The following is a 13,415-nucleotide window of genomic DNA, read 5'->3' on the forward strand; positions in this document are numbered from 1 at the left end:
GCTCCGAAGGGTCACAGGTTCACCGAATACCACCAATCTTCATACACCCAGCTTGGCCCGCCCCACCACCACCTACGTCTGCCAGAGCTGCGGAGCCCAGTCGCGCCAGTTCTTTGGCCGCTGTTCCGCCTGTGGCAGCTGGAACAGCCTGGTGGAGCAAACCGCCCCCGCGGTGGATGGTCGGCGGCGGCGCCCGGCCCCCAGCGGCGGCCCTGGCGTCGACCCTGGCGAACCCGGCCGCCCGCGCCGATCGCTGCCGATTCACAGCGTTGGGGAGGGGGCCTTCCAGCGCCTGAGCAGTGGCTACGACGAGCTCGATCGAGTGCTGGGGGGCGGTCTGGTGCCTGGCTCCATGGTGCTGGTGGGGGTGATCCGGGCATCGGTAAGAGCACCCTGCTGCTGCAGTGCGCCGAGGTGATGGCCCGTCGCCATTCCGTGCTCTATGTGAGCGCCGAGGAGTCGGCCCAGCAGGTCAAGCTGCGCTGGCGGCGGCTGGGGGAGCCGCTTTCGGCGGCCGGGGCCGACCCGGCGGCCCCTTCACCCAGCCCCGAGCCAGCCGAGGCGGGTTCGGGCCTGCAGCTGCTGGCTGAAACCGACCTGGATCATGTGCTGCAGGAACTTGAGGCCCTGCGGCCGGCGGTGGCCGTGATCGACAGCATCCAGGCCCTGCACGACGGGGAGCTCAGCAGCGCTCCGGGCTCGGTGGCCCAGGTGCGCGACTGCGCCGCCGCCCTGGCCCGGATCGCCAAGCGCCAGGACACGGCCATGCTGCTAGTGGGTCACGTGACCAAGGAGGGAATGCTGGCGGGCCCCAAGGTGCTCGAGCACCTGGTGGATGCCGTGCTCACCTTCGAGGGCGACCGCTCTCGCCAGTCACCGGTTGCTGCGGGCCGTGAAGAACCGCTTCGGCGCCACCCATGAACTGGGGGTGTTCGAGATGCGTGACCGGGGCCTGGTGGAGGTCAGCAACCCCAGTGAGCTGTTCCTGGGGAGTGAGGAACTCACCGCCGGCACGGCCACGATCGTGGCCTGCGAGGGCACCCGGCCTCTGGTGGTGGAGCTGCAGGCCCTGGTGAGCACCACCAGCTACGCCAGCCCCCGGCGCACGGCCACCGGCATCGGCACCAACCGGCTGCACCAGATCCTGGCGGTGCTCGAGAAGCACCTGGGGTTGCCCCTGTCCCGCTTTGATTGCTACCTGGCGGTGGCGGGGGGCTGGAGGTGGAGGAGCCGGCGGCGGATCTGGGGGTGGCCGCGGCGGTGGTGGCCAGCAGCCGCGACCTCACCCTGCCGCCAGGCACGGTGCTGGTGGGCGAATTGGGGCTCGGCGGCCAGCTGCGGCCGGTGGGGCAGTTGGAACTGCGGCTTCAGGAGGCGGCGCGGCTGGGGTTCCGCCGGGCGGTGGTGCCCCGGGCAGCGGCCTGGGGCCGATGGCAGCGTTGCTGGAGCTGCAGCTGCTGGAGGCGGCCACCATCGCCGAGGCGCTGGTGGCCGCCCTGGGGGAGACTCCCGCCGGCGACGATTGAGCCTTGGCTTTGGAATGAGCCTGAGCTTCAGAAGTAGACGTCGACGTTGCTGCGGCCGGAGGACTTGAGCCAGTTCTCGATTTCCAGGTAACCGCCCGGGTAGAGGCGCACGGCGCGGCCCCAGAGGTCCGCGGCCTTGTCGAGCCAGCGATCAGCCGAATCCTGATCCCCCTCTTCCTGGGCGAGACGGCCCCACTTCTCATAGATCAGACCCATGTTTTTGAGGCAGGAAGGAGAGTTTGGGTTTTCCTCCAAAGACTTGGCGTAGTAGCCGAGTGACTTCTCCTCTTCGCCATTGCTCATGAAGATGATCGCCATGTTCTTGAAGATCTCGCCGCGGTCGATGGGGTCATCCTCCAGCTTCAGGGCCTCTTCGTAGTTGTCCAAGGCCTCGGCGTAGTCCCCATCGCCCTGGGCGGAGAGTCCATCTTTGTAATAGATGTAGGCCTCCTTGGCCCTGGAACTGATCGGCATCAGCTTCACGATCAAGTCGGCCATGACCGTGAAGCTCTTGTCGATGAAGTTGTCATTGCGTTGACTGCGTGGCACGGCGAAGGGTCGTGGAGGTCCCCCCATCCTCACCCCCGCTCGGCTCCCTAACCTTGCGGCCTCTGCCGAAACTCCGATCCGCCTGCCTGCCCCCACTGGCCGCGCCACCGGTTTCCTGGCTTCCGCCCTGGACATCCAGACGCCTGGGGAGATCGAACCCCTGCTGTTGGAGGTGGAGGGGATGAAGTGCGGCGGTTGTGTGCGGGCGGTGGAACAGCGGCTGCTGGAGCAGCCCGGGGTGGCCCAGGTGAGTGTCAACCTGCTCACCCGCACGGCCTGGGTGGGCCTTGATCCCCCACGCGCCGACGCTGGCGCCAGCGATCCGCTGCCAGCGGTGATCGCCAGCCTGGGGGGCCTGGGGTACACCGCCAAGCTCCGCAACCGCGACCTGGATTCACCCAGCCCGCAGGAACGCCGCCAACGCCTGCACTGGTGGGAGCAGTGGCGCCAGCTGGTGGTGGCCCTGGCCCTGCTGCTGGTCTCGGTGGCGGGGCACCTGGCGGAATCGGGTCAGCTGGGGGTGCCCCTGTTGGCGGAGATCCCGTTCCATGCCCTCGTGGCCACCGTGGCCCTGGCGGGGCCAGGCCGCTCCATTCTTGTGGCCGGGGCCCGGGGGCCCTGGCGGGCGTGCCGAGCATGGACACCCTGGTGGGGCTGGGCATGGGCAGTTCCTACCTGGCCAGCCTGGGGGCTTTCCTCTGGCCCGCCCTGGGCTGGCAGTGCTTCTTCAACGAGCCGGTGATGCTTCTGGGCTTCGTGCTGCTGGGGCGTTTTCTGGAGGAGCGGGCCCGCTACCGCACCGGCCGCTCCCTCGAGCAACTGGCGGCCCTGCAGCCCGACACCGCCCTGTTGCTGCTCGATGGCGGAGAACCGCGTCTGGTGCGGGTGGGTGGCTTGCGGCCCGGGGACCGGCTGCGGATCCTGCCCGGCGATCGGGTGCCCGTGGACGGCCTGGTGCACTCAGGCCATTCGGCCGTGGATGTGTCGAGCCTCACCGGCGAGCCCCTGCCGCTGATGGCCGCCCCGGGGTCCTCCCTGGCTGCCGGCAGCCTGAATCTGGAGGCGCCCCTGGAGCTCGACGTGGAGTGCTCCGGCGCCGACACCGCCCTGGCCCGGATCATCCGGCTGGTGGAGGAGGCCCAGGCCCGCAAGGCACCGATCCAGGGGCTGGCTGATCGGGTGGCCGGTCGCTTCAGCGTGGTGGTGCTGGCCCTGGCCGCCGCCACCTTCCTGTTCTGGTGGCTCTGGGGCGCGGCGCTCTGGCCCCAGGTGCTGCTGGCGGCACCGGCGTTCTCGGCCCACGGCTTCCACGGGGCGGGCGGAATGCAGGCGGGCCATGCCGTGCTCGGGGCCATGGCCACGACCCCCGCCGCCCTGGCGCTGCAGCTGGCGATCGCGGTGCTGGTGGTGGCCTGCCCCTGTGCCCTCGGTCTGGCCACCCCCACGGCGATCACCGTGGGCACGGGCCTGGCGGCCCGCTCCGGTGTGCTGTTCAGGGGCGGCGATGTGATCGAAAGGGCGGCCCGGGTGCAGGTGATGCTGTTCGACAAGACCGGCACCCTCACCCTGGGGCGTCCGCTGGTGACGGCCGTGGAGGCAGCCCCTGGCGTGGAGGCTGATCGCCTGGTGCAGATCGCCGCCAGCCTGGAGCGACAGACCCGCCATCCCTTCGCCCATGCCCTGCTCCAGGAGGCCCAGGTGCGTCAGTTGAGCCTGCTCGCGGTGACCTCCAGCCACACCCTCGCCGGGCAGGGGGTGGAGGGCACGATCGATGCTCTGGCGGGCACCGCCCGGGTCGGTCGACCCGGCTGGCTGAGGGAGGTGGGCCTGGTGCTCGACCCGGAGCTGGAGCAGCGACGCGATCAGTTGGAGCGCCTGGGGGCCACGGTGTTGGCGGTGGCCGAGGGCCCGCGGCTGCTGGGGCTGGTGGCCGTCGAAGACCAGCCCCGCCCCGATGCCGCTTCCACCCTGGCGGAACTGCGGCGCCAGGGCCTGGAGCTCGGGGTGCTCAGCGGCGATCGCGAACAGCCCGTGCGCCAGTTGGCCGCTCACCTTGGACTGCCGGTCGATGCCTTGGCCTGGGAGCTGCGGCCGGAGCAGAAGTTGGAGCGGATCATGGCCGCCAGGGAACGGGGGCCGGTGGCGATGGTGGGAGATGGCATCAACGACACCCCGGCGCTTGCCGCCGCCGACCTGGGCATCGCCGTCGGCAATGGCACCCAGATCGCCCAGGACACGGCCGATCTGGTGATCCTCGGGGAGCGCCTCGAGGGGGTGGCGCTCGCCCTGGGGCTGGCCCGCTCCACCATGGCCAAGGTGCGTCAGAACCTGGCCTGGGCCTTCGGCTACAACCTGATCGTGCTGCCGATCGCCGCCGGTGTGCTGCTGCCGGCCTTCGGAATCCTGCTCTCGCCTCCCCTGGCCGCCCTGCTGATGGCCAGCAGTTCGATCACGGTGGTGGTCAACGCCCTGTTGCTGCGGCCCCGTCTGGCATGAGCGAGGCCATGGGTGAGCACGGGAGCGTGGGGTCTCCTGCGGTCCGGGGAGGTTTCTGGTGCTCGAGGGCATTGATGGCTGCGGCAAGACCACCCAGCTCGAAGCCCTCCGGCACTGGCTTCCGGCCAGTGGTCTGATGGCCCCCGGGGCCTCCCTGGTGGTGACCCGGGAGCCCGGTGGCACGGCCCTCGGGCTGGCCCTGCGGGAGCTGCTGCTGCACCCCCGGAGAGGCGACGCCGGATCCCTTGGCTGAGCTGCTGCTCTATGCCGCCGATCGGGCCCAGCATGTGCGCCAACGGATCGAGCCGGCCCTGGCGGCCGGCGATTGGGTGCTCAGCGACCGCTTCGTGGGCTCCACCGCCGCCTACCAGGGCGATGGCCGGGGGCTGCCGTCTGAGTGGATCAGCGCCCTGGAGGCCCTCGCCACGGGCGGTTTGGTGGCTGATCTCACCCTCTGGCTGGATCTGCCCCTGGAGCGCTCGCTGCAGCGCCGGGGTCACCGGCCGGCGGATCGGATCGAATCGGCCGGTGGGGCGTTCCTGGAGCGGGTGGCTGGGGGTTCGCCCGGCTGGCCAACGAGCGGGGCTGGCGCCGCATCGAGGCCGACCAGGGGCCCGAGCAGGTGAGCGCGGCGATCCGTCAGCTGCTCCAGGAGCGGTTTCCGCTGCCTTCGCCTCCACCGGTCACGGCGGAGGTGGTGGGGCCGGCGGGGCCGCTGGGGGACGGCCATGGCTGATCTGTTTGCGGGGCTGGTGGGTCAGGAGCGGGCCCTGACCTTTCTTCGGGCCGCCCTGGAACGTCAGCGGCTGGCCCCCGCCTACCTGTTCTGTGGCCCCGAGGGCATTGGCCGTCGCCAGGCGGCCCTGCGCTTTCTCGAAGGGGTGCTGGCTGGCCCCCAGGGCAGCGAGTCCGTGCGCCGGCGACTGGCGGCCGGCAACCACCCCGACCTGCTCTGGGTGGAGCCCACCTACCAGCACCAGGGGGAACTGGTGCCGGCCTCCGAAGCGGTCGAGCGCGGCGTCAGTCGGCGGGCGCCCCCCAGCTGCGGCTGGAGCAGGTGCGCGCCGTGGGCGGTTTTCTGGCCCGCCGGCCCCTGGAGGCCAACCGTGTCCTGGTGGTGATCGAGGCGGTGGAGGCGATGGCCGAGGGGGCGGCCAACGCCCTGCTCAAGACCCTCGAAGAGCCCGGTGGCGGCCTGCTGCTGCTGCTCACGGCGGCCCCCGACCGGTTGCTGAGCACGATCCGTTCCCGTTGCCAGGCGATCCCCTTCTCCCGCCTGGATCCCCTGGCCATGGACGAGGTTCTGCAGGCACTGGGCTCCCCAGCCGGGGCGATCTCGGAGCCCCCGGGTCTGCTGGAGCTGGCCGCTGGCTCACCGGGGGCGCTTCTGCGGCACAGGGAGCAGTGGAACCAGTTGCCCGAGGGCCTGGCGGACCGCCTGCTGGCCCTGTCCAGCGACCCGATGGAGGCCCTGGCCCTGGCCCGCGACCTCACTGAGGCCCTGGATGGGGAGCAGCAGCTCTGGCTGCTCGACTGGTGGCAGCTTCAGCTCTGGCGCCGGACCGCCTCGATCCAGCGTCAGCGGCGCCTGGAGCAGCTGCGTTCCCAGCTCAGGGCCTACGTGCAACCGCGTCTGGCCTGGGAAGTGGCCTTGCTGGGCTGACGTTTCCCCGCTGAAGCCCAGTGGCCTCAGGCGGCGGTGGGAGCGTTCAGCGGAGGTCCGCTGTTGCCGCGGTGGGCAACGATCAAGGGAGCGAGCTCCTCGAGCCGGGCACCGTTGGGCAGTTCCAGGCAGTAGCCCGCCCCGTAGACGGTCTTGATGAACTGGGGCTTGCGCGGATCGGGTTCCAGCTTGGTGCGCAGATGGCGGATGTGGACCCGGATCGTTTCGATGTCGTCATCGGGTTCGTAGCCCCACACCTCCTTGAGGATCAACGCTGGGGCCACTGTCTGGCCGTGACGCTGCAGCAGGCAGCGGAGCAGTTCGAATTCCAGGTGGGTGAGCCGCACCGGTGCGTCAAACCAGTTGGCTTCAAAGCGCTCGGGCACCAGAATGAGCGGGCCGTAACTGAGAATCTCACTCGGTTTGGACGACACCGGCGCCCGCTCGGTGCGGCGCAGCAGGGCCTTGATGCGCACCTGCAGCTCTTCGATATCAAAGGGCTTGGTGAGGTAGTCATCGGCTCCGGAATTGAAGCCGCTGACGATGTCCTTGGTGCCCCCCAGGGCCGAAATCACCATGATCGGAATGCGGGCGGTGCGCTCGTCCCGGCGCAGCCTCTGGCAGAGGGTGAGGCCATCGACTTTGGGGAGGATCAGCTCCAGCAGGATCAGGTCGGGGCTGAACTGCAGGGCCAGGGCCTGCCCCTTGAGGCCGTCTTCGGCGCCCTGCACCTCAAAGCCAGTCCGCTCGAGCTGGGCCGTCACCTGCTCACGCATGGCGCGGTCCTCGTCGATCAGCAGGATGCTGGGCTTCATGGATGCCGGCGTTGGAGCTGGCGCAGGCGGCTCCAGGGGAGTGTCACGGGGGCCGCCGGCGGAGCGCCGGGGCCTGGGGCCAACGGAGGGCCGAGGGCGGTTCGTGAGCAGCAACGGGACAAAGTCAACGCTTTTCCTTTCGATTCGCATTTTCATTCGAATTCAGCGTGCCTGCGACCCTGGCCGCCTCTCTGGCGGGGCCGGGCCCTCAGGCGCGGCCCAGGTCGCGCTGAAATCGCCCAGGCCACCAGCGCAGAAGCCCTGCGGCAGCTGGGTTGAGCCGATGGAGCGCCCACGGCTGACCATGGAGATCTGAAGATTCTCTTCACCATTGAAGCAGGGTTGCCGGGCCTCCGTCGGCTCACGGGGCAGGCCCCTGGGCCAAAAAGACCCCAGCCCTGGGGCTGGAGTCTGGGCAAACTCCCCGGGCGGGATTCGAACCTGCGACCAATCGATTAACAGTCGACCGCTCTACCGCTGAGCTACCGAGGATGGCAACCGGTCGAACCTACCCCTCGGCCTGTCCGACCGGCAAGGGGTGAGCAGGCGCCGCAGGGCGCGTCCGTCCTGCCAGGAACCCAGGTGACCACGCTCCATCAGCGCGGCGGCGGTGCAGCGTTCCAGCTCGTCCAGCCGATGGGTGATCCACAGGGCCGTGAGCGGCCTGTGGGGGCGTTGGCAGAGGGCGCAGATCAGCTCCAGGACATCGGCCTGGCTCTCCGGGTCCAGCAGGGCGGTGGGTTCATCGAGCAGCAGCAGCGCGGCCTCGCTGGCCAGGGCACCGGCGATGGCCAGCCTCTGTTTCTGGCCGCCGCTGAGGGTGTGGATCGGCCGTTGCTCCAGTCCCCCCAGCCCCACTTGCTCAAGGGTCGCCCGCAGGCGGCGCTGACGTTCAAGCGCCGTCAGGTTCGCCGGCATGGAGAGTTGCAGATCGGTGCCGCAGCTGGGCAGCAGCAGTTGATGGTCGGGGTTCTGAAACACCAGGGCGGGTTTGAGCCCCAGCCGCAGCCGCCCGCGGCTGGGCTCCAGCAGGCCGGCGATCAGGCGCAACAGCGTGCTCTTGCCGCTGCCGTTGCCGCCCACGATCATCCACAGCCCGGGGCCTGGAATGGTGAGGTTGCAATGGGCCAGGGCCGTGGCACCCGTGGGCCAGGCGAAGCCCACCTGCTCCACCACAAGCGGCGGCTCGCTTGGCAGCGGCTCGGGGAAGCCAGGGCGGAGCCTGTCAAGGGCCTCAGTCGTCGAAGGAGAATCCTGGGCGCTTGCCGCCGCCGCCGCCGGTGGTGGATTTTTCGTAGAGCTGAACGGCCACCAGCTCACTGCTGAGCAGGGCGATGCGTTTCTCCTCATCCTTCTCGCAGGTGAGTTCGAGCACGCGGGGGTGCCCGCTCTCCAAGGCCTCCTTGATCTGGCCGTGGAGAGCCAGGGCCGCCTCCAGGTCCTTGCGCTGCACAGCCACGGGCATGGGGCTCAGCTTGAGCGAGAGCTCGACGACGTACACGGGCGGCGGGGGAAGGTGCTGACACTCTGGCGAATCGCGCGGCCCTAGGTGCAACGACTCATTTTTTGAGGTCGACCGGAGAGGGTGCCGCGATCGGGAGCGTTTGACCGTACGATGCGCATGTAACGAAACATAAAGTCACCCATGACGATCGCTCTAGGGGGCGCGCCTTCAGCCCGGGGATGGTTCGACGTCCTCGATGACTGGCTCAAGCGCGACCGCTTCGTTTTTGTGGGCTGGTCGGGTCTGCTGCTGTTCCCCACGGCCTATCTGGCCCTGGGTGGCTGGCTGACCGGCACCACCTTCGCCACCTCCTGGTACACCCACGGCATTGCCAGCAGCTACTTGGAGGGCTGCAACTTCCTTACCGCTGCGGTGAGCTCCCCGGCCGATGCCCTCGGCCACAGCCTGATCCTGCTCTGGGGCCCCGAGGCCCAGGGTGATTTCGTGCGCTGGATCCAGCTCGGCGGCCTCTGGCCCTTCGTGGCCCTGCACGGCGCCTTCGCCCTGATCGGCTTCATGCTGCGCCAATTCGAGATCGCCCGACTGGTGGGCATCCGCCCCTACAACGCGATCGCCTTCTCCGGGCCGATCGCGGTGTTTGTGAGCGTGTTCCTGATCTACCCCCTGGGTCAGAACAGCTGGTTCTTCGCCCCCAGCTTCGGTGTGGCGGCGATCTTCCGCTTCCTGCTGTTCCTGCAGGGCTTCCACAACTGGACGCTGAACCCGTTCCACATGATGGGCGTGGCCGGCATCCTGGGCGGTGCGCTGCTGTGCGCCATCCACGGGGCCACGGTGGAGAACACCCTGTTTGAGGATTCCGAGCAGGCGAACACCTTCAAGGCGTTCGAGCCCACCCAGGAAGAGGAGACCTATTCAATGGTCACCGCCAACCGCTTCTGGAGCCAGATCTTCGGGATCGCCTTCTCCAACAAGCGCTGGCTGCACTTCTTCATGCTGTTCGTGCCGGTGATGGGTCTGTGGACCAGCAGCATCGGCATCATCGGCCTGGCGCTGAACCTGCGGGCCTACGACTTCGTGTCCCAGGAGATCCGCGCCGCTGAAGACCCCGAATTCGAAACCTTCTACACGAAGAACATTCTTCTGAACGAAGGTCTGCGTGCCTGGATGGCACCAGCTGACCAGCCTCACGAAAACTTCATCTTCCCCGAAGAGGTTCTGCCCCGTGGTAACGCTCTTTGAGCGCTGATTGTTAGCCAGCAAGGCGCCTCGCAAGGGGCGCCTTTTTTGTGCGTTCCGCTTCGCGGGGTTACGTCTCAAGGTGGTGGGTGCCCCCGCCAGTGAAGCGGCATGACCCCTGGGGGCAGGGCCAGAAACCCCGCTGGGGCCTCGCGATCAGCCTGGAAAGTCCGATACCATCGGCGGGTTCCGTCAGCAGTGACGTGGCAGCGGATTTCGGTTCGCCGCCGCAGGCGTCGCCGGCTGGCTTCAATCCCCCCAAGGAGGAGGTGCCCGTGAGCCACAGTTCCATGACCCAGGGTCTGCTGATCGCGGAGAACGCCGGCTGATTTCGGCGCCTGTTTCCTGATCAATCGGTTCCGCGACAGAGCGGACCCGGCGAGAGCCCCCGATGTCCTGCTTCCTGCGGGGTGTCGGGGGCATCGTTTTGGCTCCGTTCAACCGGGCCGCCGCTGCTGCTCCAGGCGGATTGCGCCAAGCAGGGCCTCCAGTGGCCGCTGGGGCTCCTCCAGATCACTCTGGCCGCGCTGCAGCAGCACCACCCCATCGCGGAACGCCCGCACCCCATAGGTTGCCCGCAACGACCTGAGTGCTTCCAGGCTGCCCTCCAGGGCCCCGCGATCGCTGCGGAACGCGTTGGCGTAGCGGCGCAGCCAATCCAGGTCCAGGGCGATCCACTCCACGGCCTTGCTGTTGCCCTGGCGATCCCGGTACATCACCCCTTCCGGGAAGCGGATCAACACCGACCGTTGGGCCAGATGGGGAATCAACGGGGTGTTGGCGGCCACGCTGGCTTCGGCGGGAATCAGGCGCAGAAGCTCCCGGGCGGCGACCCCATGGTTCCACTGCCGTGCTGGTGAGCTGTACACCCAGGGGTTGAGGCTGTCGGGAATCAGGAACGAGAGGCTGCGGTTCGGGTTCGCCAGCAGGGTGAACAGCAGCGAGAGGGCGATGCAACCGATCCAGACCTGGCGCAGCCGCCGCCGCGCGAAGGGCTCCGGATGGGATCGCCACCACTCGATCGCACCGGCGAACAACCCGGGTACCACCAGCAGGGCGTAGCGGATGTTGATCGAGAGGGGGTTGTTGGAGCCCTGGGCCAGGAGCAATCCCAGCAGGGGCAGCCCCATCAGCAGCCAGCTGTCGAGGCTGACCAGGGGGACCAGCATCAGGGGCAGGCCCTGGGCCAGCAGATAGCGCAGGGTGTCGCCCGGCGGAGAGATCAGCTCCATCAGCACCACCAGCGGCTGCCTGAGCGCCCTGAGCAGCACCTCCAGGCTGCTGGCCTTCTCGGCATCGCCGATGTACTGGCCGAAGTTCTCCACCATGAAACGGCGGGAGTTGTCCTCGCTGAACATCGGCATCAGCACGTTGGTGACCAGCAGCACCCAGCCGATCCCCAGTCCAGCGAGCCCCAGGGCCAGCGGCCAGCGCCGCCGTTGCCGCAGCAGGATCCAAAGGGCCACACCGACCAGCAGCACCCCCGTGTCCTCCCGGATCAGAGGCAGGAGCAGAGCGGCGACCGCCACCAGCCAGCCCTGGCGCCGTTGCAGGCCGAGCATCAACAGGAAGAAGGCCAGAGGCAGCTGAGCCAGATCCGTGAAGTTGCCCCAGGTGGGGCCGATCACGGCGTTGGCCCCGAAAAAGCTGATCGCCACGAAGGCGGCCAAGCGGGGATCCGTGAGCCTCTCGAGGGCGAGCCGATGCAGCACCAGCCCGGCGGCGGTCATGAGCCCCACCTGCACCAGCGCCAGGGCCCAGATCCCCAGCAGCCCCACCAGCGGCACCCAGAGCAGCAGGGCCGGGGTGAAATGCTGCCCGAGACGGTGATAGCCCAGGGCCGGCAGCTGGCCGGCATGGATCACGTTGGTGGACAGCTGCGACGAGAGGGTGCTCTCAAAGGGGTGCCCTCGGAGGCCGTTCCACAGCACCTGCAGGAAGATGCCCTGGTCGTAGGAGGCGGTGAGCACCTGCAGGCGCCACCACTGCAGCAGGAGCCCGACCACGGCGAACAGCAGGGCGGCCACCAGCACGGCCCGGTCGGCCCGTGCCGCCTCAGGGGGCGGGGCTGCTGAGTGCCCGGGTTGGGCGCAGTGCCAGCGTTGCCAGTTCTGGTCACCAACAACCTCCAGGCGGCAGAGCGATCCCTTGGGGAGCAGTATCCGTGCCGGGGGTCGCTGGCCTGGCGGATCAGATCGAACGGACCGGGAATCCCGGCGTCCTGGTCATCCGGCAAGCGCAGCACCTCACGCTGGGCGTACCAGCGCAGGCTGGGCCGCTCGGCCGCGTCCCCATCCATGTACACCGGTGGCCGCTCGCCCGCCGCCAGGGCCGCTGCCGGAAGCACCGACCAGCGCTCATTGAGCTCCCAGTTCCACAGGGGGCTGGTGGCCAGCAGCAGTAGCGACAACCACCAACCGGAAGTGAGCAGCAGCAGGCCCTGCCGCCGGCGCGATTCCATCGGCCGCAGCAGCAGCCATCCGCCTCCGAGCAAGCCGACCCCCGCCGGAAGCGGCAGCCAGCGGTAGGGGGCCAGGGCCGCCTGGCCCGGCAGGTTGGCCACCGTCCACGCTGCAAGCAGAACTCCGCCCAGCACCATCCAGAACCAGGGCAGGCGCCGCAGCACCCCACCTCGGGCCCCCCTTGGGCAGAGCAGGTCGGCCAGCGGCACAGCGCACAGCAGGGCGAAGGGCAGCCAGAGGGGGTGGCTGTACCAAGGCAACTGGGTGCGCAGGGGCAGGATGGAGGCGGCCATCACGGCTTGCAGCACCAGGCACCACCGCCCCCAGGCCCGATGCCGCTGCCGCCAGGCCATCACCACACTGATCGGCCAGAGCGGCAGCCAGGGCCAGCCCCCTTCGAGCACCTTCAATACCGGCACCCTCCAGCCCAGGGAACTGCCTTCGCCCGCATCCAGCAAAACCCTGCCCACCCCGTCGCCCCCCCAGAGCCAGAGGGCCTGCTGGCCGCGCATCAGGCCGTGATACGCGTGCCAGGCCAGGCCAGGCACCAGGCCAAGCGCCAGCCCGGCCAGGAGCCAGCGCCAGCGCCGCGGGCCGGGGGTGGGGTCGAACGCCAGGCCCAGGCCACCGGCCAGCAGGGCGGGCAGCAGGATCGGCGCCTTCAGCAACAGCAGGGAACTTCCCGCCAGGCCCGCCAGGGCGCCGCTGGGCCAGGCCCGCTTCGCGCTGCGGCTGCGCAGCAATGCCCACCAGAGCAGGGCCATGGCACTCAGCTGGGCGCCGTCCAGCATGGCCAGCCGCCCCTGGCGCATCACCGGCAGCAGGGTGAGCAGGATGGCGGCGGTGGCCAGGGCTGCAGTGCGTTGGCTTGGCCGCAACTGCCATTGCACAAGGCCGCCCAGGGGCACCACCAGCGTGGAAAGCACCGCCGGCACCAGCCGCACCACCCACTCGGGCGGCAGGGCGGAGGCAGGGGCTCCGGAAAGCTGATGCCAACAGGCGATCACCGCGGCGATCAGCCAATGCAGCCCCGGGGGCTTGTTGAGGTAGTCATGGCCCCAAATGGTGGGCAGAAGGCCCTGGGGCAGGCCCCGATTGGCGATCTCCAGGGCCACCCGCGCCACGATGCCCTCGTCCCAGTCGCGCAGCGGCAGGTTGCCCAGCCCGGCCAGGGCCAGCACCAGCGCGGCCGCCCAGAGCAGA

The 13,415-nt window shown here is 69.2% G+C and carries 8 protein-coding genes, 1 tRNA gene and 4 pseudogenes; 6 read left to right on the forward strand and 7 right to left on the reverse strand.

Annotated elements, in window-relative coordinates; all coding sequences use genetic code 11:
- The first annotated feature begins 52 nt into the window (after positions 1–52).
- Positions 53–1,526 (forward strand): annotated as a pseudogene (gene radA / locus AAF143_RS08585) (DNA repair protein RadA).
- 27 nt (positions 1,527–1,553) lie between these two features.
- On the opposite strand, the gene AAF143_RS08590 reads toward radA, so the two are convergent.
- Positions 1,554–2,075 (reverse strand): photosystem I assembly protein Ycf3, encoded by a 522-nt coding sequence (locus tag AAF143_RS08590; RefSeq protein WP_255008185.1) that lies wholly within the window; start codon positions 2,073–2,075, stop codon positions 1,554–1,556.
- 181 nt (positions 2,076–2,256) lie between these two features.
- Here AAF143_RS08590 and AAF143_RS08595 point away from each other — a divergent pair.
- From AAF143_RS08595 to AAF143_RS08605, 3 pseudogenes are all read left to right on the forward strand, one after another.
- A pseudogene (locus AAF143_RS08595) lies at positions 2,257–4,571 on the forward strand (heavy metal translocating P-type ATPase).
- A gap of 55 nt (positions 4,572–4,626) precedes the next feature.
- Positions 4,627–5,307 (forward strand): annotated as a pseudogene (gene tmk, locus AAF143_RS08600) (dTMP kinase).
- Positions 5,300–6,234: pseudogene (locus AAF143_RS08605) on the forward strand (DNA polymerase III subunit delta'). The pseudogenes tmk and AAF143_RS08605 overlap by 8 nt, the downstream one beginning before the upstream one ends.
- 26 nt (positions 6,235–6,260) lie before the next feature.
- On the opposite strand, the gene AAF143_RS08610 reads toward AAF143_RS08605, so the two are convergent.
- The 4 genes from AAF143_RS08610 to AAF143_RS08625 all read right to left on the reverse strand — a co-directional run bounded on the left by AAF143_RS08610 (position 6,261) and on the right by AAF143_RS08625 (position 8,550).
- Positions 6,261–7,049: a response regulator transcription factor gene (locus AAF143_RS08610; RefSeq protein WP_255008190.1), complete on the reverse strand. Its 789-nt coding sequence runs from the start codon at positions 7,047–7,049 to the stop codon at positions 6,261–6,263.
- Between the two features lie 420 nt (positions 7,050–7,469).
- Positions 7,470–7,541, reverse strand: a tRNA-Asn gene (locus AAF143_RS08615).
- On the reverse strand, positions 7,521–8,213 hold the full coding sequence (locus AAF143_RS08620; RefSeq protein WP_414026793.1) for an ABC transporter ATP-binding protein: 693 nt from the start codon (positions 8,211–8,213) through the stop codon (positions 7,521–7,523). The genes AAF143_RS08615 and AAF143_RS08620 overlap by 21 nt, the downstream gene beginning before the upstream one ends.
- Positions 8,214–8,283: 70 nt before the next feature.
- Positions 8,284–8,550, reverse strand: a complete 267-nt coding sequence (locus AAF143_RS08625) for a hypothetical protein (protein ID WP_255008193.1) — start codon at positions 8,548–8,550, stop codon at positions 8,284–8,286.
- A gap of 144 nt (positions 8,551–8,694) precedes the next feature.
- Here AAF143_RS08625 and psbD point away from each other — a divergent pair, with 144 nt between their 5' ends.
- On the forward strand, positions 8,695–9,753 hold the full coding sequence (gene psbD / locus AAF143_RS08630; RefSeq protein WP_414026794.1) for a photosystem II D2 protein (photosystem q(a) protein): 1,059 nt from the start codon (positions 8,695–8,697) through the stop codon (positions 9,751–9,753).
- Between the two features lie 47 nt (positions 9,754–9,800).
- Positions 9,801–10,079, forward strand: a complete 279-nt coding sequence (locus AAF143_RS08635) for a hypothetical protein (RefSeq protein WP_414026795.1) — start codon at positions 9,801–9,803, stop codon at positions 10,077–10,079.
- Positions 10,080–10,187: 108 nt separating this feature from the next.
- On the opposite strand, the gene AAF143_RS08640 is transcribed toward AAF143_RS08635, so the two are convergent.
- Both AAF143_RS08640 and AAF143_RS08645 read right to left on the reverse strand, forming a co-directional pair.
- Positions 10,188–11,726 (reverse strand): DUF2079 domain-containing protein, encoded by a 1,539-nt coding sequence (locus AAF143_RS08640; protein WP_414026910.1) that lies wholly within the window; start codon positions 11,724–11,726, stop codon positions 10,188–10,190.
- Entirely contained in the window at positions 11,612–13,393 is a 1,782-nt protein-coding gene (locus AAF143_RS08645; RefSeq protein WP_414026796.1) for a phospholipid carrier-dependent glycosyltransferase, read from the reverse strand. Before AAF143_RS08645 ends, AAF143_RS08640 begins: the two co-directional genes overlap by 115 nt.
- Positions 13,394–13,415: the final 22 nt, after the last annotated feature.

Origin of the sequence: Cyanobium sp. ATX-6F1 (assembly GCF_047395825.1) — a bacterium.
Classification (GTDB): domain Bacteria; phylum Cyanobacteriota; class Cyanobacteriia; order PCC-6307; family Cyanobiaceae; genus ATX-6F1.